At 72.6% G+C, this 21,672-nt stretch carries 22 protein-coding genes; 16 read left to right on the top strand and 6 right to left on the bottom strand.

The features are described 5' to 3' along the window. Positions 1–9: 9 nt before the first annotated feature. From DEJ28_RS17055 to DEJ28_RS17080, 6 genes are all read left to right on the top strand, one after another. On the top strand, positions 10–852 hold the full coding sequence (locus tag DEJ28_RS17055) for a spermidine synthase (protein WP_111116973.1): 843 nt from the start codon (positions 10–12) through the stop codon (positions 850–852). Between the two features lie 148 nt (positions 853–1,000). Continuing rightward, positions 1,001–1,708 carry a DUF4064 domain-containing protein gene (locus tag DEJ28_RS17060; protein ID WP_111116974.1) on the top strand — a complete coding sequence of 236 codons (708 nt, stop codon included), beginning with the start codon at positions 1,001–1,003 and terminating at the stop codon, positions 1,706–1,708. Positions 1,709–1,874: 166 nt separating this feature from the next. Next, entirely contained in the window at positions 1,875–2,717 is an 843-nt protein-coding gene (locus DEJ28_RS17065; protein WP_146248912.1) for a hypothetical protein, read from the top strand. After that, positions 2,714–3,190, top strand: coding sequence for a SprT-like domain-containing protein (locus tag DEJ28_RS17070; protein WP_111116976.1), 477 nt, complete (start codon positions 2,714–2,716; stop codon positions 3,188–3,190). The genes DEJ28_RS17065 and DEJ28_RS17070 overlap by 4 nt, the downstream gene beginning before the upstream one ends. A 47-nt stretch (positions 3,191–3,237) precedes the next feature. Beyond that, a complete protein-coding gene (locus DEJ28_RS17075; protein WP_111116977.1) occupies positions 3,238–3,933 on the top strand; it encodes a CGNR zinc finger domain-containing protein in 696 nt (231 codons plus the stop codon). A 65-nt stretch (positions 3,934–3,998) separates the two neighbouring features. Next, positions 3,999–5,252: an Nramp family divalent metal transporter gene (locus tag DEJ28_RS17080; RefSeq protein WP_111116986.1), complete on the top strand. Its 1,254-nt coding sequence runs from the start codon at positions 3,999–4,001 to the stop codon at positions 5,250–5,252. Between the two features lie 18 nt (positions 5,253–5,270). On the opposite strand, the gene DEJ28_RS17085 is transcribed toward DEJ28_RS17080, so the two are convergent. Together DEJ28_RS17085 and DEJ28_RS17090 are read right to left on the bottom strand one after the other, a co-directional pair. After that, positions 5,271–5,573, bottom strand: a complete 303-nt coding sequence (locus tag DEJ28_RS17085; RefSeq protein ID WP_111116978.1) for a DUF427 domain-containing protein — start codon at positions 5,571–5,573, stop codon at positions 5,271–5,273. Between the two features lie 40 nt (positions 5,574–5,613). After that, on the bottom strand, positions 5,614–6,222 hold the full coding sequence (locus DEJ28_RS17090; protein ID WP_181433830.1) for a 2-phosphosulfolactate phosphatase: 609 nt from the start codon (positions 6,220–6,222) through the stop codon (positions 5,614–5,616). 95 nt (positions 6,223–6,317) lie between these two features. On the opposite strand from DEJ28_RS17090, the gene DEJ28_RS17095 reads away from it, so the two are divergent. After that, on the top strand, positions 6,318–6,950 hold the full coding sequence (locus DEJ28_RS17095; RefSeq protein WP_111116979.1) for a GNAT family N-acetyltransferase: 633 nt from the start codon (positions 6,318–6,320) through the stop codon (positions 6,948–6,950). Between the two features lie 121 nt (positions 6,951–7,071). Then, a complete protein-coding gene (locus tag DEJ28_RS17100; protein WP_284180745.1) occupies positions 7,072–8,064 on the top strand; it encodes an IS481 family transposase in 993 nt (330 codons plus the stop codon). A gap of 27 nt (positions 8,065–8,091) precedes the next feature. Here the strand turns inward: DEJ28_RS17100 and DEJ28_RS17105 are convergent, their stop codons facing one another. Further along, positions 8,092–8,913 carry a carbonic anhydrase gene (locus DEJ28_RS17105; protein WP_111114395.1) on the bottom strand — a complete coding sequence of 274 codons (822 nt, stop codon included), beginning with the start codon at positions 8,911–8,913 and terminating at the stop codon, positions 8,092–8,094. Between the two features lie 75 nt (positions 8,914–8,988). On the opposite strand from DEJ28_RS17105, the gene DEJ28_RS17110 reads away from it, so the two are divergent. The 3 genes from DEJ28_RS17110 to DEJ28_RS17120 all read left to right on the top strand — a co-directional run bounded on the left by DEJ28_RS17110 (position 8,989) and on the right by DEJ28_RS17120 (position 10,663). Next, a complete protein-coding gene (locus DEJ28_RS17110) occupies positions 8,989–9,480 on the top strand; it encodes a hypothetical protein (protein ID WP_111114396.1) in 492 nt (163 codons plus the stop codon). A gap of 237 nt (positions 9,481–9,717) precedes the next feature. Then, entirely contained in the window at positions 9,718–10,287 is a 570-nt protein-coding gene (locus tag DEJ28_RS17115) for a DUF1684 domain-containing protein (RefSeq protein WP_111114588.1), read from the top strand. Positions 10,288–10,297: 10 nt separating this feature from the next. Then, entirely contained in the window at positions 10,298–10,663 is a 366-nt protein-coding gene (locus tag DEJ28_RS17120; protein ID WP_111114397.1) for a GntR family transcriptional regulator, read from the top strand. Positions 10,664–10,853: 190 nt separating this feature from the next. Here the strand turns inward: DEJ28_RS17120 and DEJ28_RS17125 are convergent, their stop codons facing one another. After that, on the bottom strand, positions 10,854–11,708 hold the full coding sequence (locus tag DEJ28_RS17125) for an endo alpha-1,4 polygalactosaminidase (RefSeq protein ID WP_111114398.1): 855 nt from the start codon (positions 11,706–11,708) through the stop codon (positions 10,854–10,856). Positions 11,709–11,952: 244 nt separating this feature from the next. Between DEJ28_RS17125 and DEJ28_RS17130 the strand changes: the two genes are divergently transcribed. Next, positions 11,953–13,593: a DEAD/DEAH box helicase gene (locus DEJ28_RS17130; protein WP_111114399.1), complete on the top strand. Its 1,641-nt coding sequence runs from the start codon at positions 11,953–11,955 to the stop codon at positions 13,591–13,593. Between the two features lie 127 nt (positions 13,594–13,720). After that, complete coding sequence (locus DEJ28_RS17135; protein WP_111114400.1) at positions 13,721–13,924, top strand: CsbD family protein; 204 nt, start codon at positions 13,721–13,723, stop codon at positions 13,922–13,924. Between the two features lie 90 nt (positions 13,925–14,014). Here the strand turns inward: DEJ28_RS17135 and DEJ28_RS17140 are convergent, their stop codons facing one another. Next, positions 14,015–14,557, bottom strand: a complete 543-nt coding sequence (locus tag DEJ28_RS17140) for an NUDIX hydrolase family protein (RefSeq protein ID WP_111114401.1) — start codon at positions 14,555–14,557, stop codon at positions 14,015–14,017. A 73-nt stretch (positions 14,558–14,630) separates the two neighbouring features. On the opposite strand from DEJ28_RS17140, the gene DEJ28_RS17145 reads away from it, so the two are divergent. Continuing rightward, the gene (locus tag DEJ28_RS17145) at positions 14,631–15,248 is read left to right on the top strand and encodes an alpha/beta hydrolase (protein WP_181433604.1); all 618 of its coding nucleotides are present in this window, start codon (positions 14,631–14,633) and stop codon (positions 15,246–15,248) included. Between the two features lie 80 nt (positions 15,249–15,328). Here DEJ28_RS17145 and DEJ28_RS17150 read toward each other — a convergent pair whose 3' ends face one another. After that, positions 15,329–15,997, bottom strand: coding sequence for a PadR family transcriptional regulator (locus DEJ28_RS17150; RefSeq protein ID WP_349774938.1), 669 nt, complete (start codon positions 15,995–15,997; stop codon positions 15,329–15,331). Between the two features lie 213 nt (positions 15,998–16,210). Between DEJ28_RS17150 and DEJ28_RS17155 the strand changes: the two genes are divergently transcribed. Next, positions 16,211–20,899 carry an ATP-dependent helicase gene (locus DEJ28_RS17155; RefSeq protein ID WP_111114404.1) on the top strand — a complete coding sequence of 1,563 codons (4,689 nt, stop codon included), beginning with the start codon at positions 16,211–16,213 and terminating at the stop codon, positions 20,897–20,899. Further along, positions 20,892–21,671, top strand: a complete 780-nt coding sequence (locus DEJ28_RS17160) for a DNA-formamidopyrimidine glycosylase family protein (protein ID WP_111114405.1) — start codon at positions 20,892–20,894, stop codon at positions 21,669–21,671. Before DEJ28_RS17155 ends, DEJ28_RS17160 begins: the two co-directional genes overlap by 8 nt. Position 21,672 lies beyond the last annotated feature (1 nt).

The raw sequence follows: 21,672 nt of genomic DNA on the forward strand, positions 1-21,672 counted from the left end.
ATTGACGTCATGGCTGATGCGTTCGACGGGTTCCGGATCGGTGCGGGCTACGCGGTCGTCGAGCCGGACCGGCACCGTCCCGGGTCGTTCACGCTCGTGGTGGACGGCACCCCGCAGTCCCACGTCGACCTCGAGGACCCGACGCACCTGGCGTTCGAGTACATCCGGCGGATCGGGCACGCGATCGACCTGCTCCCCGACGGGCCGATCACCGCGCTGCACCTCGGCGCGGGTGCCCTGACGCTCCCGCGGTACGTCGCGGTGACCCGGCCGGGCTCCCGGCAGCAGGTGATCGAGCTCGAGCGCGACCTCGTCGACCAGGTGCGGGACGCGCTGCCGTTCCCGCGCGGGGCCTCGATCCGGGTGCGGTACGGCGACGCCCGCGAGGTCCTGACGAAGCTGCCCGCCGGACTGCGCGGCACCGTGGACCTCGCCGTCGTGGACGTGTTCGGCGGCTCGCAGATCCCCGCGCACGTGACGAGCATCGAGTTCTACCGCGAGGTCGCGGCGTTCCTGTCGCCGACCGGGATCGTCGCGGTGAACGTCGCCGACGGGGCGGGGCTCGCGTTCGCCCGTGGGCAGGCGTCGACGCTGCAGGCGGTGCTGCCCTCGGTGGCGGCCGTCGCGGACACCGGGATGCTCAAGGGTCGGCGCTTCGGGAACATCGTGCTGCTCGGGTCGCTCACGGACCTGCCGGTGGCGGACATGCCGCGTCGGTACTCGTCCGACCCGATGCCGGCGAAGGTCGTGCACGGGGCGGAGCTCAAGGCGTTCATCGCCGGGGCGCCGATCGTCACGGACCAGACCGCGGTGGCGTCGCCGGAGCCGAACCGGAGCGTGTTCGGCGGCTGACGCGCTGCGCGTGGGCGCGGGCGTGTGTTCGTGCGCAGCGGACGCCACCGCCTGTGCCGCGACCGCGCATTCGGGCGGCGCGGGGGCGCGACTGCCAGGATGGTCTGAACGACCGTGCAGCCGCGCGACCGAGCGATGGGAATCCCCGATGACGAACGACGACCGGAGCAACGAGGACCGGACGGGCGACGGCCAGGTGCCGCGCTGGGGCGACGCCCCGCAGCAGCCCTCCGCCGCGGCCGACGAGCCGCGGTACGGCGAGCGGGCCGAGGCTCCTCGCTACGGCGAGCGCGCCCCCGAGCACGAGACGCCGCAGTACGGGCAGCAGCAGTACGGGCAGGCGCAGGACAGCCAGCAGCAGGGCCAGTACGGGCAGCAGCAGCCGTACGCCGCATCGTCGGCACCCGCGAGCGCGGGCGCTCCGTCGTGGCAGGGCTACGAGGAGCCGAAGCGCAAGAAGAAGACCGTCGGTGTGGTGGCGTTCATCCTCGGGCTCCTGGCACTCGTGCTCGGCGTCATCGGCGGGTACATCATGGGCTCGGCGCTCGCCAACAGCGACGCCCTCGGCAGCATCGTGCAGAACGGCGGGACGACCTCCTTCAACCAGGAGGACGCGACGCGCGACCTCATGAACGACCCCGCGGTCGTGTCCCAGCTGGCCGGCGGCGCCGTGGTGGCCGGGATCGCCGCGATCCTCGGCCTGTGGGCGCTCGTCCAGGGCATCATCGCCGTCGTCACCAAGCGCGGTCGCGGCTGGGGGGTCTTCGCGATCGTCCTGGCGGTGGTCGCGACGATCGCCACCTTCGGCACGTACATCGGTGTCGCTGCCGCGGCGGCGGCCGGCGCCGGTTCCTGACCGTCCGGCACCATGAGCGGCCCGTCGTGCACCAGCACGGCGGGCCGTTCGCGTGCTCGGCGGGCGTTCGCGTGCTCGGTGCGGCGTCCGCGTTCTCGGCGCGGCGGGTGACCCCCGTGCGCGTGGCACCGCCCGCTCCCGGGGCAGCGCGGCTACCCTCGAACCGATGTCCCTCCCGCCCGATGACCGCCAGCAGCCCGACCGTGACGACCGCGCTCGGGAGCCCCGTCATGCCGCGCCCGTGACCGCCGGCGTCAGCCCGGGCAGCACGTTCGCCCCGATCAGCCTCCGGCCCGCCGTGGACGCCGACGCGATCCAGCAGCGCCTCCGCGACCTCGGGCAGAGCCGCAGCACCGAGGCCCTCGCCGAACGGGCCGAGCTCCTCCGCCTGCTCGGACGGCTCGACGAGTCGCTCGTCATCGCGGAAGAGGTCTTCCGCCTCACCATGTTCACGGGCGAGCGCTCGGACAAGGTCGCCGCCCGGATCCGCCGCGCGCACGTGCTGCACGACCTGGGCCGGTACGAGCGTGCCGCGACCGAGTCCGGCCTCGCACGGGACACCGCACGCACCGAGGAGTGGCCGGAGCTCGAGGGCGCCGCAGCCGAGCTCGAGGGGTGGTCGCTGTTCGAGCTCTCCCGCTTCGAGGAGGCCCGCTCGGCCCTGTCCCGCGCCTACCAGGCCTTCCGGAAGGCCGGCGCACCGTCCGAGCGCACCGAGGCGCTCCGCACCGCCGTCGAAGCCGCCCTCCGTGCATCGGTGGCGCAGCCGAAGCCGGCCGAGGACCGTCCCCGCACGGCACGCGACATCGCTGCCCGCCGCGCCGAGGAGGACGAACCGACGACCCGGGTCGCCGAGCCCGTGAAGCAGGTGCCGCCGATCCGCCGCCGGGTGCTCGGTGCGCCCGACGCCGCACGCACCGAGGCGGACGACCTCTGGGGCCGCATCGCCACACGCGCCGCGCAGAAGGGCCAGGCCGGCCGGGACGAACCGGACGACGACCTCCGGTGACCACCCTCGAGGCGGTCCGCGCCCGAGCCGAACACCTCATGACGGTGCACCTCGGCGTGAGCGGATGGTCGTTCGGGTTCGACCACGCCAAGACCCGTGCCGGGCAGTGCGACTTCGCCCGGAAGCGCATCACAGTGAGCCGGCACCTGGCCGTCCGGTTCTCCGAGGACGACGTCGACCAGGTGCTCCTGCACGAGATCGCGCACGCGCTGGCCGGGGCCCGAGCGGCACACGGACCGACGTGGCGGCGGACGGCGGAGGGCCTCGGCTACACGGGCTCACGGCTGTACGACGGTCCGGTGGCGAGCGAACTCGCACCGTGGATCGGTTCCTGCCCGGCTGGCCACGAGCACTTCCGCTACCGCACCCCGACCCGACCCCTGGCCTGCGCGCGGTGCTCGCGACGGTTCGACGCCCGGAACGTCATCACCTGGAACCGACGACCCGCGGAGGACCGCCGGGCTACCGCATGACGACCGGAGCGCTCGGAGGCGCGCCGGTAACCCGTTAGCCTGGGCGGATGCACACGGGGCAGCACATCCGCACGGACGCCGGTTCCACCTGGTTCTTCGACGCCGGACGGATCGCCCTCGACTTCGCGCACACCGGCGGGTTCGCCGACGACCCGGACGGACGTCGTCCCCGGGCGCAGCTGGGCGAGCTCCTGATGACCCCGGCCGACCTGGACGAGTGGCTGACCGACCACACCGAGCCGATCGACGTCGGTGCGACGGCGCGTGAGCTGCAGGACGCCCGCGCACTCCGCGCCGCGATCGCCCGTCTCGCGGTCGCCGCTGCCCCCGCACCGGCGTCGACGGCGGCGGAACGCACCGCGGTGGCGGCGGGCCTCCGTGCCGGGACCGGCCGTACGCGCCCCGCGCCCGACGACATCGACACCGTCAACCTGTTCGCCGCCCTGCCGGACGTGCCCCCGAGCCTCCCGGGCGGCCGACGCCGTGCCGGAGCGAACCGTGTGCGGCTCGCGCAGGCGCTCTCGAGCGTCGCTCGCGACGCGGTGTCCCTCTTCACCGAGGTCGGCTTCGACGACGTCGCGGCGGACGGGCAGCCGACGCGGCTGAGTCGCTGCTCAGCCGAGGACTGTGGACTGGTGTTCTACGACTCCTCGCGCGGCGGGACCCGACGGTGGTGCTCGATGCAACGCTGCGGGAACCGGGCGAAGGTGCGGGCGCACCGCGCACGCCGCGCAACGGCCTGACAGCGCAGTACGCGATCCCGAAAACAAGGATTCGGCATGCCGAATTCTCTGGCATGCTGGAAGGCATGACCGACACCGCAGCGCCGCCGCGCACCCCCGAGCGCAGCCCGCGCCGGCGTGGTGCCGGCCTCACCCTGCTCGGCCCGGCGTTCGTCGCCGCCATCGCCTACGTCGACCCGGGGAACGTCGCCGCGAACCTCACGGCCGGTGCGAAGTACGGCTACCTGCTCCTCTGGGTGCTCGTCGCCGCGAACGCCAGCGCCGTCGTCGTGCAGTACCTCTCCGCGAAGCTCGGCGTCGTCACCGGCAAGTCCCTGCCGGAGCACCTCGGCCTGCGGATGAAGCGCACGCCCCGGCTGCTGTTCTGGGCACAGGCGGAGATCGTGGCGGCAGCGACGGACATCGCCGAGGTGATCGGCGGGGCGCTCGCGCTCTACCTGCTGTTCGGACTGCCGCTGGTCGCGGGCGGGCTCATCACCGGGGTCGTCTCGATGATCATCCTCAGCCTGCACAGCCGTCGCGGGACCCGCGCGTTCGAGGCCGTCGTCACCGCGATGCTGGCCGTCCTCACCGTCGGGTTCTGCGCGGGGCTGCTGTTCGCGCAGGTCGCTCCCGGTGAGCTCGTCGCCGGGCTGGCGCCCCGTTTCGCGGGTGCGGAGTCGGTGATGCTCGCGGCCTCGATGCTCGGCGCGACGGTCATGCCGCACGCGGTGTACCTGCACTCCGCCCTGGCCCGAGACCGGCACGGGGACGTCCCGGCCGGACCGGAGCGCCGCCGGGTGCTCGTCGCCACGAGGTGGGACGTCGCGCTGGCGCTCATCGTGGCCGGCGGCGTCAACATCTGCATGCTCGTGCTCGCCGCGGCGACGCTCCCCGGGGTGCCCGGCACCGACTCCATCCCGGGCGCGCAACGTGCGATCGCGGACCACGTCGGACCGGTCGTCGGGGTGCTGTTCGCGGTCGGGCTGCTCGCGTCCGGCCTGGCCTCGACCTCGGTTGGCTGCATGGCCGGCGCGGAGATCATGAAGGGGCTGCTGCACGTGCGGATCCCGCTCGTCGTGCGGCGGCTGGCCACGCTCGTGCCGGCGATCGTCCTGCTCGCGGTGAACGCCGACGCGACGATGCTGCTCGTGGTGAGCCAGGTGGTCCTGAGCTTCGGGATCGCCTTCGCGATCGTGCCGCTGGTCGTCTACACGTCACGGCGCAGCGTGATGGGGGACGACGTCAACGCGATGACCACCCGCGTCGTGGCGGGGGTCATCGCGTTGGTCATCGTCGCGCTCAACGTCGCGCTCATCGTGCTGACACTGGGCGCCTGACGCGGGTCGACGCACGCGTCAGTCGACGACGCGCACGCCCTTCCAGAACGCCACGTAGCCGCTGTAGTCCTTGCCGACGCGGTCGAACGACGACGGGATCGGCGTCGGGTACGACCAGGCGTTGTCCTGCAGCGCCTGTCCGTCGACGTTCACGGTGAAGTACTGCGTGTCGCCCTTCCACGGGCAGTGGTACTGGGTGGGGCTCTCGGTGAACAGCTCGGACTTCACGCTCGACGGCGGGAAGTACCAGTTGCCCTCGATCTGGATGAGGTCCTCCTGCGGGGCCTCTGCGATCACGGTTTCTCCGACGACTGCCTTCATGGCTGCTCCTTCGCTTGCTCTTCGGATGTCGTCCGGAACGCTACGCGCGCGAGGTCGATTCCCGCAGGGTGACGAGGCCGTCCTGCGCGGCGAGCGCCGCGTGCACGTCGGAGGGCTCGAGGGCGGTCGCTGACTCGGAGGCGCTGACGAGGTGCTTCACCGCGCGACGGAGTCCGGTGTAGGCCGCGCAGGCCGCTGCCGCCTCCGGTGAGGTGTGGTCGATGCCGACCTCGGCGAGCGCGTCGACGACGGATCCGGCGGCGAGCAGGTCCTCGACGGCGAAGTCCGGTGCGTCGGGCACGTCGGTCGCTTCGCCCGCCGCCTCCGCCGCGTCGTCACCGGGTGCGTGGTGGCGTCCGGCAGCGACGATCGCGACGACGCATCGGTCACCGCGTTCGGCCTGGAGGCGCGTCACGCGTCCGGCGATCGCCGTCGCGTTGGCGAGGGTGCCGAGGACGACCTCCGGACCCTCCGGCAGCTGCGCGGCCAGGGAGTGCAGTGCTCGCTGCCGCTCGCGGTCGCCGTGCGTCGCGGGCGCCGGGAGCACGTCGACCCAGACCAGCAGGTGGGTGTCGTGGGCGATGCGTGCGGCACCGCCGGCCCCCCATGCGAACCGGACCTGGTACTTCTCCTGCGTGCGTGCTGCCACCCGGCCACGATAGCCGCCGGGAGGACCCTGATCTTTTCCACAGGTGGACGGCCGTCGGCGCTCCGTGTCGGGTCGCGACCGTAGGATCGGGTGCCATGGAGATCGCCCCCGCACCCACCCTGACCGGCGACCGCGTGACACTCGAGCCCCTCGGGTCGGAGCACGCGGACGACCTCCGGGCGGCGGTCGCGGACGGCGACCTGTGGCGCACCTGGTACACCTCGATCCCCTCCCCGGCGCAGATCGACGGCGACATCGAGCGACGCCTGGCCGAGCACGCCGCGGGCCGGATGGTGCCCTTCGCGGTGCGCGATCGGCCGACCGGCCGCGTGGTGGGGGCGACGACGTTCATGAACCTCGACACCGCGAACCGCCGGGTCGAGATCGGCAGCACGTTCCTCGCACGGTCGGCGCAGCGCTCGGGCATCAACACCGAGTCGAAGCTGCTCATGCTCTCGCACGCGTTCGACGTGTGGCAGTGCATCGCGGTCGAGTTCCGGACGCACTGGCACAACCTGCAGTCACGGACGGCGATCGCGGCACTCGGGGCGAAGCAGGACGGCGTCCTCCGGAACCACGCGATCGGTCGCGACGGCACGCTGCGGGACACCGTGGTGTTCTCCGTCATCGCGTCGGAGTGGCCCGCCGTCCGGTTGTCGCTGACCGAGCGTCTCCGCCGGCACGACCGGGCCGACGGCGCGCGGCGCCGCTCCGCCCGGCACGCCTAGCTGTACTGCCCAGGGACGTTGGTTGATCTGCGGGGACTCGCGGTTGTCATAGCAGCGTGAGAAGGACCTCCTGCGGTGGAGTGGAGCTGCTTAGTTCACGCACTCTCCGCAGGAGGTCCTCATGTCCCACGCTAACGCTGCGCTGACACCGCGCGCGCGTCTCCGGCTCGCGCGCCTCATCGTCGAGGATGGCTGGCCCATCCGACACGCAGCCGTGTTCTTCCACGTGTCCTGGCCGACGGCGAAGCGGTGGGCCGATCGGTACGCGGCAATGGGCGAGGCCGGCATGCAGGACCGGTCCTCTCGACCACACCGATCGCCGAACCGCACCCAACAAGCGCTCGTGAAACAGATCGTCGGACTCCGCTGGCGCAAACGGCTGGGGCCTGTCGCTATCGGCGGACGCCTGGGCATGCCGGCGTCCACGGTGCATGCCGTGCTGACACGGTGCCGGGTCAACCGGCTGCACCACATCGACGTCCGGACCGGGGAGCAGGTGCGCCGATACGAGCACGAGTATCCCGGCTCGATGATCCACGTCGACGTGAAGAAGCTCGGCAACATCCCTGACGGCGGCGGATGGCGCTTCGTCGGCCGAGCCCAGGGCGGGAAGAACCGAGCAGCGACTCCAGGGACAGGCCGCAGCAAGTACCGCGGAGTCCTCGTCGGAACTGCGTTCGTGCACACCGTCATCGACGACCACTCCCGCGTCGCCTACGCCGAGATCCACGAAGACGAGAAAGCGGTCACCGCGATCGGGGTGCTCCGCCGCGCGGTGTCGTGGTTCGCAGCTCGCGGCGTCCGAGTCGAACGCGTTCTCTCCGACAACGGGTCGGCTTACAAATCCCACGCCTGGCGTGATGCTTGCACCGAGCTCGGGATCACTCCGAAAAAGACCCGCCCATACCGGCCACAAACGAACGGCAAGATCGAGCGATTCCACCGCACACTCGCCGACGGATGGGCATTCTCACGCCACTACCCGACCGAAGCTGCACGCAGGAACGCGCTCCCGGGATGGCTGCATCACTACAATCACCACCGGCCCCACACCGCCATCGGGAACCGGTCACCCATCACACGATTGACCAACGTCCCTGGGCAGTACACCTAGCGCACCGGGCGGGCGGGCGGCCGGGGGTCAGCGCAGGTCGTTCGTCACCGTGCGCTCACCGAGCGGCTGGACCGGACGGGCGTTGTGGTCGTGGGCGGCCTCGAGGTCCGCGAGCTGGTCGCTGCCCAGCTCGACCCGGTCCTCGAGCACGATCCAGCGCACGCCCTCGCTGCACGGCGGCGTCGTGAGGGAGCCCGCGTACGTCGAGTACGAACGGCTCTCGGGCAGCATCGCCCCGACGTCGACGGTGCTCTTGCGCGCCGCGTCGGCGGTGGCGGTGGCACCGGCGATGTAGCTGTCGTACGCGGTGTTGTGCCCGCCTCGGTCGGCGAGGACCCCGACGACGGTGAGCCCGCCCTCCGCGTCGGCGTGGACGAAGTGGAACTCCGCAGCGGCGGCCTCGCCGTCGACGGTGTGCTCCGAACCGGCGTGGAAGTGCATCTGCACGAGCTGCAGGGCGTCGCCGCCGATGCGGGTCTCGGCGCCGTCCTCGGCGGTGAACTGGACGGTGTGCCCGTTGTCGGCGGTCTGCCCCGTCACGGGTCCGCCCGCGGTGAGGTCGAGCGCGGATCCGTGCCGCGCGGCCGGGAGGTCCACCGGGGACTGTTCCGAGCCGGACGAGCAGGTGCCGAACGCGTCCGACAGCCCACCCCAGTGCTCGGGGCCCTCGGCGCCCGAGTACGCCCACGACGACCCGGGGTCATCGCCGTGCGCACGGTCGGCGCGAGCGCCGGAGTCGGTGTCGGAAGCCGGGGCGGTGGCGCAGCCGGCGAGGACGAGGAGCGCCGCGGGGACGACGAGGAGCGATGCGGTGGCGCGGCGGGGTGCGATGCGTGGGGAGCTGAACATGCTCACATGTTGACATTTCACATATCCAAGAGTGCTGGCAGCCCGCCTTCCGGGTCGCCGCGTACTGTCCGGGACATGCACGTCGGTCTCCGTATCGTCCTCGACGCGCCGGTCGACGCCGTGCGCGACGCCCTGCTGTCGCCGGCCGTGATGGTCGCAGTGACGAAGCCGTTCCTCGTGTACCGGTCCCGGGACCCGCAGGGGTTCCCGGTGCGATGGGTCCCCGGTGAACCGCACCCGATCACGGCGAGCGCGTTCGGGGTGGTCCCGAGCGGCGACACGCACGTGGACCTCGACCTCTACGAGGTGCAGGGCATCCCGGTGCAGCGCGACAACGGTGGCGGGGTCTCCGGCCTCTTCGGGCGCATGACGATGCGGCACCGGATGGCCGCGACGGAACTGCCGGACGGCACGACCCTGCTCGTCGACCGGCTCGACTACCGGATGCGCCCCGCGGTGCTCGGCGCCCTGCTGTGGCCCGGGATGTGGGTCATCTGGCAGTGGCGCGCGCTGCGGATGCGCGCGCTCGCGCCGCAGTGGCGGCGGCACCGCCGCGCCGCCGCCTGACGCGCCTGCCCGACCACGCCGACGCCGGGGTCTGCCGGGCCGGACGAGCCGTTCCTCGGCGATCGACGCCGTGGGCGCGACCACGGCACGCCGGCGACCAACGCGACGAAGGCGATCCGGGCCTCCCGTCCGACGCGCAGCGGGCGTAGCCTCGACCACGTGAGCCAGACGCGCCCCCAGGAGCCGACGACCGATGACCGTGTGCACAGCACGCTGGCCACCGTGGACTGGCGTCGGATGACGTTCGACCTGTACCGCCGTGTGCGGGCCACCAACGATCCCGAGACCGCACACGTGATGTGGCGGGAGACCCGCGACGCGATGTTCGGTGAGCACCCGGCGAGTCCGCTCCTCGACGAGGACGCACGCGACTTCGAATCGCTCCCCGTGCCGGACTACGACCCGGCCTGGCGGTTCCTGGCACACATCGAGCCGGCCGAGGCGGTCGCGATGGACGTCGAGACCGGCACCGACGGCATCGTGCACTTCGACCGGCTCGGGGTCGTCACCCTGCCCGGTGTCGGATCGCTCGACGTGTGGTCGCACGGCGGCTACGCCGGCGGTGTCTTCATCCCGGTGAAGGACGCCAGCGCCGGCAAGGCCCGCGGTACCTACGGCGGTGGACGCTACCTGGTCGACACGATCAAGGGCGCCGACCTCGGTGGGGACGACGGCGAGATCGTCCTCGACTTCAACTTCGCCTACAACCCCTCGTGCGCGTACGACCCGGCGTGGGCGTGCCCGCTCGCGCCCCCCGGCAACACCGTCGCCGTGCCGATCCCCGTCGGCGAGCAGTACGACTTCTAGGGCGGAACGCATGACATCGACGAGCCTCGTGGCGATCGACACCGGAGGACGGATCCCGCCGTTCGAGCAGGTGCGGTCGCAGATCGCCGCGCAGATCACGGCCGGGTACCTCGTGGACGGGGAGCGGCTGCCGAGTGTCCGTGGGCTCGCCGACGAACTCGGGCTGGCCGCGGGGACGGTCGCGAAGGCCTACCAGCTGCTCGAGGAGTCCGGGCTCGTGCACACGGCGCGGGGTGCCGGCACGCGGGTGATCCGTCCAGCCGAGGTCCCCGAGCCGGTGGCCGACGCGGCTCGTGCCCTGGCGGCGGCTGCCCGCGCAGCGGGACTGTCGGCCGACCAGGCCGCCGCGGCGCTCCGGGACGCCTGGCCCGCCTGACGCGGGCGCGACGCCGCGGCGCCGCCGGGGCGCTGCCGGGGCGCTGCCGGGGCGCTGGCGCCGCTCCTGGTGCGAGGTTCCGGACGTCGTGCGGAGTCCCGCGGGACGCACCGAGGACGCATCCTCGCACCGACCGCGTCGTCCGCCGGGCGGCGCCCGCCGGGCGGCGTCCGCCGGCGGCGCCGCACGCTCAGCAGTGCTCGAACACGTAGTCGTCGTGCGACGGCGTCACGAGGTCGCGATCGCGCAGGATCGTCATCGCCGGACGGTCGTCGTCGGCGCACACGGACGACCACGACCGGTCGGTGTTGTCCGAGTACTCGACGTCGATGACGTGCTCGCCGTACGCCTTCGTGTACGCCGCGCACTCCTGGTAGTGCACGCACTCCTCGGCGACGACGAAGTCGAACCCCGTGGTCTTCCGGCCTGACGCCCCGAGCTGCGGGGTGTTCTTCTGCCCGACGGCGAGCCCGTGCTCGTGCCCGACCCGCACGAGCGACGCCGCGAGTGCGAGGTTGCCCGCACGCGTGAGCACCCCGTGGGAGCGGGTCCACGAGTCGAGGTTGTCGAACTCCACCGCGTCGAACCCCCGGTCCGCGCACCGTGCGATCGACTTCGTGAGCACCCCGACGACCTCGGCACGCGTCGCCGCCGTCCGGGTGTCGAGGAGCATCTCGTCCGGCCACCCCGGGTCCGAGACCGGATCGCCGTCGCTGTCCCGCAACACCGCGGAGGGGTGGTCGTCGAGCCACGCGTCGGCGTCCTCGGGCTGCGTCTGGAACCCGTTGACGTAGCAGATGCCGTACTTCCCGGCGGCCGGACGGTCGGTGCTGTCCCGCTCGACGATCGTCACGCCGGACGGCGGGGTGTAGCCGCCGCCGAGCTGGTAGTCCGGGATGCCGGACGTCGGCAGGTTCGCGTACGCGGCGTCCGACGACGAGGACGAAGAAGAAGACGACGACGGGGCCCCGGCGGCGCAGCCACTCAGCCCGATCACCGCCGCCGCGACGGTCGCGATGGTCAGCAGCAGGGTCCGGTCTCGCACTCCGGAATCCTCGCACGCTATGATGGAGGTACTCGAGGCGCCGATCGCCTCGTGCGTCGTACGGACGCCCCCGAACTCCCGACCGCGTGAAACCGAATGCGCGGTCGATGATCGAGCACCTCGTGAAGGTGCCAGGCTTCTCTGCTGCGGCGACTGCGCCAGCCACATCCGTTGGCGCGCATCCCGCCCGCGCGCTGCCTCAGAGCGCGCCCACGGCCGGCACACGCCGGCTCGAAAGGTCACGATGACCGACACGAACTCCGACATCCGCTTCTCCGACCTCGGCGTCCCCGCGCCGATGGTCGACGTCCTGGTCTCCCAGGGCAAGGAGAACGCCTTCCCGATCCAGGCCGACACGCTCCCCGACTCCCTCAAGGGCAAGGACGTGCTCGGTCGTGGCCGCACCGGCTCCGGCAAGACGATCGCCTTCGCGATCCCGCTCGCCGCTCGCCTCGCCGCCAACCCCCGTGCGCGTCGCGCCGGCCGCCCCCGTGCGCTGGTGCTCGCCCCGACCCGTGAGCTCGCGACGCAGATCGACGCGACGCTCGCCCCCCTCGCCAAGGCGATGGGCCTCACCACGACGACGATCTTCGGTGGCGTCTCGCAGGGCCGTCAGGTCGACGCGCTCCGCGGCGGCGTCGACGTGGTCGTCGCCTGCCCGGGTCGCCTCGCCGACCTCATGCAGCAGGGCCACGTGAAGCTCGACGGCATCGAGGTCACCGTCCTCGACGAGGCCGACCACATGGCCGACATGGGCTTCCTGCCCGGTGTGACGAAGATCATGCAGGCGACGCCCGAGCAGGGGCAACGCATGCTGTTCTCCGCCACGCTCGACAACGGCGTGGACAAGCTCGTCAAGAAGTTCCTGCACAACCCGGTGATGCACTCCGTCGACGAAGCGAACAGCCCCGTCGAGGCGATGACCCACCACCTGTTCGAGGTCGCCGACGCCGACGCGAAGAAGCACCTCGTGAGCACCCTCGCCTCGGGCAACGGTCGCCGCATCCTCTTCATGCGCACGAAGCACCACGCCAAGCGCCTCGCCAAGCAGCTCAGCAGCCAGGGGATCCCGGCCGTCGACCTGCAGGGCAACCTGTCGCAGGGCGCCCGTGAGCGGAACCTGGCGAAGTTCTCGTCGGGCGAGGCCCTCGTCCTCGTCGCCACCGACGTCGCCGCCCGTGGCGTGCACGTCGACAACGTCGAGCTCGTCGTGCACGTCGACCCGCCCACCGAGCACAAGGCGTACCTGCACCGCTCGGGCCGTACCGCCCGTGCCGGTTCGTCCGGTGACGTCGTCACGGTGACGATGCCCGCCGAGCGTCGCGACGTCGCGCAGATGATGCGCGCCGCCGCGATCAAGGTGACCCCGCAGCAGGTCACCGCGTCGTCGCTGGCCGTCACCACGCTCGTCGGCGAGGTCGCTCCGGTCCGCCACGTCGCTCCGGAGCAGCCGGCCCAGCAGCAGCGTCAGCCCCGCCAGCGGACGGACGAGTCCGACAACGCGGGCGGCGGTCGTCGTCGTGGTCGCGGCGGTCGTTCGGGAGGCGCGGCGCAGCCCGCGCGCACCGGCTCGGCCACCGGGTCCTCCGGTGCAGGGCGTCGCGGCGGCCGTGCCGCCGAGGCCGGCGTCGGCGCATCGGCCGGCTCGGCCGGTGGACGTTCCGGCGGTTCCGCCGGTGGGCGTTCGGCCGGTTCCGCCGGTGGCGGCCAGCGCCGCGCGGGCGGCAGCCGCCGCGCCTCGACCGACACCGTCCGCGGTGGCTCCGCTCCGGTCTGGTCCTCGGAGGGCGGCTACGCCGCCGGCCGTGGGGCCGAGTCCGAGTCGGGCGCCGGCCGTCGTGGTGGCTCGCGCCGTGCCTCCCGTCCGGCTGGTTCCGCGCGCTGAGTCGACGATCCCCTCGGGGAACCTTGACGCCTCCTGCAAGGGTCACGACACCGACGCGTAGGTTCTGTCTCACCGGATGCCGCGAGAGCGGCTGATGGGGAAAACGTCCGCGTTGAGAGGAGTGCCTATGGCTGGGATCGAAGACGTCAAGAACGCCGCTGCGAAGGCAGCAGGCAAGGCCAAGGAAGCCGTCGGCAACACGACCGGCAACGACCGCCTCAAGGCTGAGGGCAAGACCGATCAGGTCAAGGCCGACACCAAGCAGGCAGGTACGGACGCGAAGGACACCGTTCACGGTGTCGCCGACAGCTTGAACCACGACAAAAAGTAAGCCGGTCTCGTACCGCGCTGCGAAGCCCCCGGGTCCAATTCGGATCCGGGGGCTTCGTCGTGTTCGGGTGGGGCCGTGCGGGGCGAGGCGCTACATGAGGGCGCCGACCGACGCGAGGCCGGCGCGCAGGAGCGCTCCGCGGCCGCCCTCCATCTCGTCGGCGACGGCGTCCGAGGCGGCTTCCGCCGGGCTCATCCACGTGAGCTCGAGGGCATCCTGGCGGGGTTCGCAGGTGCCGGTCACGGGGACGACGTACGCGAGGGAGATCGCGTGCTGCCGCTCGTCGGTGTAGACCGAGGCCCCGGGCAGCGGGAAGTACTCCGCCACGGTGAACGGCGTCGGGCTCGACGGCAGCTGCGGGAACGCCATCGGACCGAGGTCCTTCTCGAGGTGTCGGAACAGTGCCGTGCGGATCGATTCGCCGAACATCACCCGCCCGGAGACGAGGGTGCGGGCGATCAAGCCGCTCGGGGAGACGCGCAGCAGCACGCCCACCTCGGTGACGACGCCGAGGCCGTCGGTCCGGACGGGGACCGCCTCGACGTAGCAGATCGGCAGTCGACGACGGACGTTGGCGAGTTCCTCGTCGGACAGCCAGCCGGAATCGGGGTCGGGGGTGCGAAGCGAGGCCATGCACCGTGTCTACCAGGCGCTGCGGCGAGTTCGGCGCACGGCGCGGGAGTTGGGGATGGTTAGCGTTGTCCACATGATCGACGCGGAGCACGTGCAGTGGACCCGGCCCTCCTCCGAGCGGGCGGGCACACCGCTGCTCGTGACGATGCACGGGGTGGGGTCGAACGAGCACGACCTGCTCGGCCTGGCCCCCGCGCTGCCCGCGGCGTGGACGATGGCGTCGCTCCGGGCACCGATGCCGTGGGGGCAGGGGTACAGCTGGTACCCGCTCGGCACGCCGGGCTCCCCCGCGATCGAGCCGGTCGACGCAGCGGTCGCGGACGTGCTCGACTGGATCGACTCGGTCGCGGCGGACCACCCGCGGGTCGGGCTGCTCGGGTTCTCCCAGGGCGGCTCGATGGCCCTGCAGCTGCTGCGGGCACGGCCGGCGGGGTTCGCCTTCGCGGTGTCGCTGTCCGGCTTCGTGGTGCCGGGGGCCACGGACTCACGGGACGAGGCGGTCGCGGCCGTCCGTCCGCGGGTGTTCCTCGGGCACGGTGACCTCGACCCGGTGATCGCGGCCGAGGCCACCGCACGGACGCAGGCGTGGGCCGCCGCGAACACCGACGTGACCGACCGTTCGTACGACGGGCTGCGACACGCGGTGTCGGCAGCGGAGCTGGCGGACGTGGCCGCGTTCATCGGCGGCTGACGGCCCTGGGGTCCACCAGACGACGGACGGGAGGCACGGTGCCAGCTGGCACCGTGCCTCCCGTCCGTCGTGTGGTCGCGCTAGTCGGCGAGGATCTGCAGGAGGTCCTTGCGGAGCTGGTCGACCTTGGCCGTTGCGGCCTTGGTCTGGTCCTCGGTCGCGCTCGTCCGGTACATGTGCAGGACGCCCATGGTCTTCCGGAGCGCTTCGACGAACTCGCGCTGCGAGTCCGGGAGGCCCGGCGTGGACTCCCACGCGGCGGCGATCTCGTCCGCCTTCGCCTCGGCCTCGGCCTTGCCGGCGTCGGTGAGCTCGAAGAGCGTCTTGCGACCGTCGCCCGTGGAGACGACGAGGTCTTCGTCGACGAGCTGCTGGAGCGTCGGGTAGACCGAGCCGGGGCTCGGCTTCCAGGCGCCGCCGGTGCGCTCGGCGATCGTCTTGATCACGGCGTAGCCGTTCTGGGGGCCCTCGGCCAGCAGGCCGAGGATGGCGAGGCGGACGTCGCCGCGACGCCGACGCTCACGGCCGAAGCCGGGTCCGCCGAAGCCGGGGCCGAAGCCCATGCCGGGTCCGAAGCCCCGACCGAAGCCGGGGCCGCCGAAGCCCCGTCCGTGGTCGTCACCGCGGTCGCGGCCGGGGAAGCCGGCGCCGTGGTGCTGCCGCGCGCCGCCGAAGCGGGGGCCGCGCGGTCCGAAGCCGCGCTGGTCGCGTCGGCCGTGGTCGTGGTTGCTGTTGTCGTAGTCATCCATGGGGCGCATGATGACTCCTTCCTGGTGTCTGTTCGAAGTTGGCTCGCGATGTGTTCCAGACTGTTCCGGCACTGTCGCGATGGGTTAACGATAGATCGGTAACTATCGGATTGTCAAGCGCGACCTTCGTGCTGGGGGTCTGTCGGGTGCGCTCGGGCGTCGGTCGGGTGCGCTCGGGCGTCTGTCGGTGGTGGCGGGCAGGATGGGACGGACATGACCGACGTGTTCGAGCGCTTCTCCCCCGCGACCGCGGAGTGGTTCCGCGGCGCCTTCGACGCACCGACCGCCGCGCAGGCCGGCGCGTGGGACGCCATCTCCACCGGGCAGCACGCGCTCGTCATCGCGCCGACCGGGTCCGGCAAGACGCTGGCCTCGTTCCTGTGGTCGATCGACCGGCTGATCAGCGCCGCCGATCGACCACCCGCGAAGCAGCGCACCCGGGTGCTGTACGTGTCGCCGCTCAAGGCACTCGGTGTCGACGTCGAGCGGAACCTGCGCAGCCCGCTCGTCGGGATCACGCAGACCGCGCGGCGGCTCGGGCTCGAACCGCCCGAGGTCACGGTCGGGGTCCGGAGCGGGGACACCCCGTCGTCCGACCGGCAGCGTCTGCTCCGCCAGCCGCCGGACATCCTCATCACGACGCCCGAGTCGCTGTACCTCATGCTGACGTCGCAGGCGCGGGAGACCCTCGTCAACGTGGACACCGTCATCGTGGACGAGGTGCACGCGGTCGCGTCGACCAAGCGGGGAGCGCACCTCGCGGTGTCGCTCGAACGACTCGACGACCTGCTCGAGAAGCCCGTGCAACGCATCGGCCTCTCCGCCACCGTGCGCCCCCCGGAAGAGGTCGCTCGCTTCCTCGGCGGTCGCGCCCCCGTGACGGTCATCGCGCCGCCCGCGCAGAAGACCTTCGACCTCCGGGTCGTCGTGCCGGTCGACGACATGGCCGAGCTCGGCGCGCCCCCGGTCGGCGCCGACGCCTCCGATGCCCCGTCGAACGGGTCGATCTGGCCGCACGTCGAAGAGCGCGTCGTCGACCTCATCGAGGAACACCGGTCGACGATCGTGTTCGCGAACTCCCGGCGGCTGGCCGAGCGGTTGACCGCCCGGCTCAACGAGATCCACGAGGAACGGGTCCTGGCGGCGGCCGGCGACGGGGTCCTCGTGCCCGCCGGGGCCTCGCCGGCGGACGACGGTCTGCCGGTCGCCGGGGCGAAGTCGCCCGCACGACGGCCGCCGGCACAGATGATCGGCGGCTCCGGGCAGACGGGCGGTGGCGGTTCCGACGCGGCGGTGCCGGTGCTCGCACGCGCCCACCACGGGTCGGTGTCCAAGGACCAGCGGGCGATCATCGAGGACGACCTCAAGTCCGGGCGACTCCGGTGCGTCGTCGCGACGAGTTCGCTCGAGCTCGGCATCGACATGGGCGAGGTCGACCTCGTCGTGCAGGTCGAGGCACCGCCCTCGGTCGCGAGCGGGCTGCAGCGGGTCGGACGCGCGGGGCACCAGGTCGGCGAGATCTCCCGAGGCGTCCTGTTCCCGAAGCACCGCGCCGACCTGGTGAACAGCGCGGTGACCGTCGAGCGGATGGTCTCCGGGCAGATCGAGGCGATCTCGGTCCCGGCGAACCCGCTCGACGTCCTCGCGCAGCACACCGTCGCCGCGGGCGCGATCGACACCGTCGACGTCGAGCACTGGTTCGAGCTCGTCCGGCGGAGCGCGCCGTTCAGCGGCCTGCCCCGCTCCGCGTTCGAGGCCACGCTCGACCTCGTCACCGGGCGCTACCCGAGCGACGAGTTCGCCGAGCTCCGGCCGCGCCTGGTCTGGGACCGCGTGCACGGCACCCTCACCGGGCGTCCGGGGGCCCAGCGGCTCGCCGTGACCAGCGGCGGGACCATCCCCGACCGCGGCATGTTCGGCGTCTTCATGGTCGGCGAGAAGGCGTCGCGCGTCGGCGAGCTCGACGAGGAGATGGTCTACGAGTCCCGTGTCGGGGACGTCTTCGCGCTCGGCGCGACCAGTTGGCGCATCGAGGAGATCACGCACGACCGGGTCATCGTCAGCCCGGCCTTCGGTCAGCCGGGTCGCGTGCCGTTCTGGAAGGGCGACGGCATCGGCCGACCCGCCGAGCTCGGCCGTGCCACCGGCGCCTTCGTGCGCGAGGTCGAGGGCGCCTCCGACGAGGACGCGCGCGCCCGGGTCTCCGCCGGCGGACTCGACGAGCGAGCGGTGACGAACCTGCTCACCTTCCTCCGCGACCAGCGCGCCGCCACCGGGCACGTGCCGAACGACACCACCCTCGTCATCGAGCGCTTCCGCGACGAACTCGGCGACTGGCGGCTCATCCTGCACTCGCCGTACGGCATGCAGGTGCACGCGCCGTGGGCCCTCGCCGTGGCCGCGCGGCTGCGGGAGCGCCACGGGATCGACGGCGACGCGATGGCCGCCGACGACGGCATCGTCGTCCGGATCCCCGAGACCGATGCCGAACCCCCGGGCGCGGACCTGTTCGTGTTCGAGCGCGACGACCTCGAAGCCCTCGTCACCGACGCGGTCGGGGCGTCCGCCCTGTTCGCGGCGCGGTTCCGCGAGTGCGCGGCGCGTGCGCTCCTGCTCCCCCGCCGGAACCCCGGGCAGCGGTCGCCCCTGTGGCAGCAGCGGCAGCGGGCTTCACAGCTGCTCGAGGTCGCGCAGAAGTACCCGTCGTTCCCGATCGTGCTCGAGACCGTGCGCGAGGTCCTGCAGGACGTGTACGACGTGCCCTCGCTGCTCGGGATCGCGGACGACATCGCCGGCCGACGCATCCGGCTCGTCGAGACCGAGACGGAGACGCCGTCGCCGTTCGCCCGCTCACTGCTCTTCGGGTACGTCGCGGCGTTCATGTACGAGGGCGACACCCCGCTCGCCGAACGACGGGCAGCGGCGCTCTCCCTCGACTCGACCCTGCTCGGCGAGCTGCTCGGACGCGCCGAACTGCGCGAACTCCTCGACCCGTCGGTCATCACGTCCGTCGAACGCGACCTGCAACGGCTCTCGCCGGACCGTCGCGCACGGGACGCCGAGGGGATCGTCGACGTGTTGCGGTTGGTGGGCGCGCTCGATCTCGACGAGATCGTCGACCGGAGCTGGTTGGCCGAGGCGGCAGACCGGCCCGGATCGCTCGAGACCGTCCGGGGGCTCGTCACCGGGCTCGAGCGGGAGCGTCGGGTGCTCTCGTTCTCGCACGCGGGCGCGACCCGGTGGGCCGTCATCGAAGACGCCGCACGCCTCCGGGACGCCCTCGGCGTGCCGCTGCCGATCGGGGTGCCGACCGCGTTCGTCGAGCCGGTCGCCGACCCGCTGGGCGACCTCATCGGCCGGTACGCCCGGTCGCACGGGCCGTTCTCGGCGCACGACGCCGCCGCGCGCCTGGGGCTCGGGATCGCCGTCGTGCAGGACACCCTGCGTCGGCTGGTGGCCGACCGGCGGGTGGTCGAGGGCGAGTTCCGACCCGATCGCCAGGGCGCGGAGTGGTGCGACGCCGAGGTGCTCCGCCGCATCCGCACGAAGTCGCTCGCGGCGCTCCGGCACGAGGTCGAGCCGGTCACGCCGGACACCCTCGCGCGGTTCCTGCCGGCCTGGCAGCACGTGCAGACGCCGGGGGTCCGGGGCGGGCTCCGCGGGGTCGACGGCGTGCTGCAGGTGATCGACCAGCTCGCCGGCGTCGCCCTGCCCGCCAGCGCGTGGGAGACCCTCGTGCTGCCCGCACGGGTGAGCGACTACGCCCCGAGCATGCTCGACGAACTCACCGCGACGGGCGAGGTCCTCTGGTCCGGCGGCGGCACGCTGCCCGGCAACGACGGCTGGGTCCGCCTGCACCTCGCCGACACCGCGGCGACCACGCTCGCCGAACCGGCGGGCGACGACACGACCGAGCTCCAGCGTGACGTCCTGACCGCCCTCGCCGGGGGCGGTGCGTACTTCTTCCGGCAGCTCGGACAGGCCGTCGGCAGCACCGACGACCCGGCGCTGACGACCGCGCTCTGGGACCTCGTCTGGGCAGGGCAGATCACGAACGACACCTTCGCGCCGCTCCGCGCGATGCTCGGCGGCAAGGCGAAGACCTCCAGCACGCCCCGAGCCCGTGCCTACCGCGGGCGTCGCCGACCGACGATGCCGACGCAGTCCGGTCCGCCCTCCGTCGGCGGGCGCTGGTCGCTCCTGCCCCTGGCCGAGTCCGACTCCACCGTGCGGGCCGCCGCGACGGCGGAGCAGCTGCTCGAGCGCTACGGCGTCGTCACCCGCGGAGCCGTCCAGGTCGAAGGGGTCCGCGGCGGGTTCGCGGGCGTCTACCGGGTGCTCTCGCGCTTCGAGGAGTCCGGCCGAGCGCGTCGCGGGTACTTCATCGAGGGCCTCGGCGCCGCGCAGTTCGCGACCGGACCGACGATCGACCGGCTGCGCACGTACGCCCGGGACCTCGACGACGACGAGCGCGCCGACCCGGACCGGAAGCGCGAGGCCCTGACCCTCGCCGCGACCGACCCCGCGAACCCGTACGGGGCGTCGCTGCCCTGGCCGACCGCGGACGCCGGCGACGACGACACGGACACATCGGAGAGCACCGCGAAGACCACCGGCCGCGGTCACCGACCCGGACGGAAGGCGGGCGCCCTCGTGACGATCGTCGACGGGAAGCTCGCCGTGTACGTCGAACGCGGCGGGAAGTCGGTGCTGACCTTCACCGACGACCCGGCCGACCTGTCGGTCGCCGCGGCCTCAATCGCCGCGATCGTCCGGACCGGACTCCGGAAGCTCGCGGTCGAGCGGGTCGACGGGGACTTCGTGCTCGAGACGCCGCTCGCGGAGGCCCTGCGTGCAGCCGGGTTCACGGCCACCCCGCAGGGACTGCGACTCCGTGCCTGAGGGCGACACCGTCTACCGAGCGGCCCGTCGGCTGCACGCGGCGCTCGCGGGGAAGGTCCTCACCCGGAGCAACTTCCGGGTGCCGGCCTTCGCCACCCTCGACCTCGTCGGCCGCACCGTCGACGAGGTCGTCCCGCGTGGCAAGCACCTGCTGCACCGCATCGGCGACCTGACCGTGCACTCGCACCTCAAGATGGAGGGGCGGTGGGACGTCTACGCGCCGGGCGACCGCTGGCGACGACCAGCCCACCAGGCCCGCGCGATCCTCGACGCCGACGACGTGTCGACGGTCGGCTTCGCGCTCGGCGTCCTCGAGGTCGTCCCCCGTGACCAGGAGAACGAGGTGGTCGGGTACCTCGGCCCGGACCTGCTCGGACCGGACTGGGACGCCGACCTCGCGCTCGAGAACCTCCTGCGCGACCCGTCGCGTCCGGTGGGCCTCGCGCTGCTCGACCAGCGCGTCCTCGCGGGGCTCGGCAACGTGTACCGGAACGAGCTGTGCTTCCTGCGCGGGGTGCTGCCGACCCGGCCGGTGAGCGAGGTGCACGACCCGGCGCGCACGGTCGCCCTCGCGAGCAGGCTCATCCTGGCCAACCGCGACCGCAGCGCCCGCGTGACGACCGGCATCGACCGCCCGGGTCGTCGGTTCTGGGTCTACGGACGGGCGGGCAAGCCGTGCCTCCGGTGCGGGACGCCGATCCGGTACGGCGAGCTCGGCGACTCCGAACTCACGCTGCGCGACACGTACTGGTGTCCGCGCTGTCAGACCTGAC

Source organism: Curtobacterium sp. MCPF17_002 (assembly GCF_003234115.2).
Taxonomy (GTDB): Bacteria; Actinomycetota; Actinomycetes; order Actinomycetales; family Microbacteriaceae; genus Curtobacterium.

Bases quoted from the DNA above. Each gene is read 5' to 3' on its own strand.
- DEJ28_RS17055 (WP_111116973.1), top strand. From the start codon at position 10: ATGGCTGATGCGTTCGACGGGTTCCGGATCGGTGCGGGCTACGCGGTC.
- DEJ28_RS17060 (WP_111116974.1), top strand. From the start codon at position 1,001: ATGACGAACGACGACCGGAGCAACGAGGACCGGACGGGCGACGGCCAG.
- DEJ28_RS17065 (WP_146248912.1), top strand. From the start codon at position 1,875: ATGTCCCTCCCGCCCGATGACCGCCAGCAGCCCGACCGTGACGACCGC.
- DEJ28_RS17075 (WP_111116977.1), top strand. From the start codon at position 3,238: ATGCACACGGGGCAGCACATCCGCACGGACGCCGGTTCCACCTGGTTC.
- DEJ28_RS17080 (WP_111116986.1), top strand. From the start codon at position 3,999: ATGACCGACACCGCAGCGCCGCCGCGCACCCCCGAGCGCAGCCCGCGC.
- DEJ28_RS17085 (WP_111116978.1), bottom strand. From the start codon at position 5,573: ATGAAGGCAGTCGTCGGAGAAACCGTGATCGCAGAGGCCCCGCAGGAG.
- DEJ28_RS17095 (WP_111116979.1), top strand. From the start codon at position 6,318: ATGGAGATCGCCCCCGCACCCACCCTGACCGGCGACCGCGTGACACTC.
- DEJ28_RS17100 (WP_284180745.1), top strand. From the start codon at position 7,072: ATGTCCCACGCTAACGCTGCGCTGACACCGCGCGCGCGTCTCCGGCTC.
- DEJ28_RS17105 (WP_111114395.1), bottom strand. From the start codon at position 8,913: ATGTTCAGCTCCCCACGCATCGCACCCCGCCGCGCCACCGCATCGCTC.
- DEJ28_RS17110 (WP_111114396.1), top strand. From the start codon at position 8,989: ATGCACGTCGGTCTCCGTATCGTCCTCGACGCGCCGGTCGACGCCGTG.
- DEJ28_RS17115 (WP_111114588.1), top strand. From the start codon at position 9,718: ATGACGTTCGACCTGTACCGCCGTGTGCGGGCCACCAACGATCCCGAG.
- DEJ28_RS17120 (WP_111114397.1), top strand. From the start codon at position 10,298: ATGACATCGACGAGCCTCGTGGCGATCGACACCGGAGGACGGATCCCG.
- DEJ28_RS17130 (WP_111114399.1), top strand. From the start codon at position 11,953: ATGACCGACACGAACTCCGACATCCGCTTCTCCGACCTCGGCGTCCCC.
- DEJ28_RS17135 (WP_111114400.1), top strand. From the start codon at position 13,721: ATGGCTGGGATCGAAGACGTCAAGAACGCCGCTGCGAAGGCAGCAGGC.
- DEJ28_RS17140 (WP_111114401.1), bottom strand. From the start codon at position 14,557: ATGGCCTCGCTTCGCACCCCCGACCCCGATTCCGGCTGGCTGTCCGAC.
- DEJ28_RS17145 (WP_181433604.1), top strand. From the start codon at position 14,631: ATGATCGACGCGGAGCACGTGCAGTGGACCCGGCCCTCCTCCGAGCGG.
- DEJ28_RS17150 (WP_349774938.1), bottom strand. From the start codon at position 15,997: ATGGATGACTACGACAACAGCAACCACGACCACGGCCGACGCGACCAG.
- DEJ28_RS17155 (WP_111114404.1), top strand. From the start codon at position 16,211: ATGACCGACGTGTTCGAGCGCTTCTCCCCCGCGACCGCGGAGTGGTTC.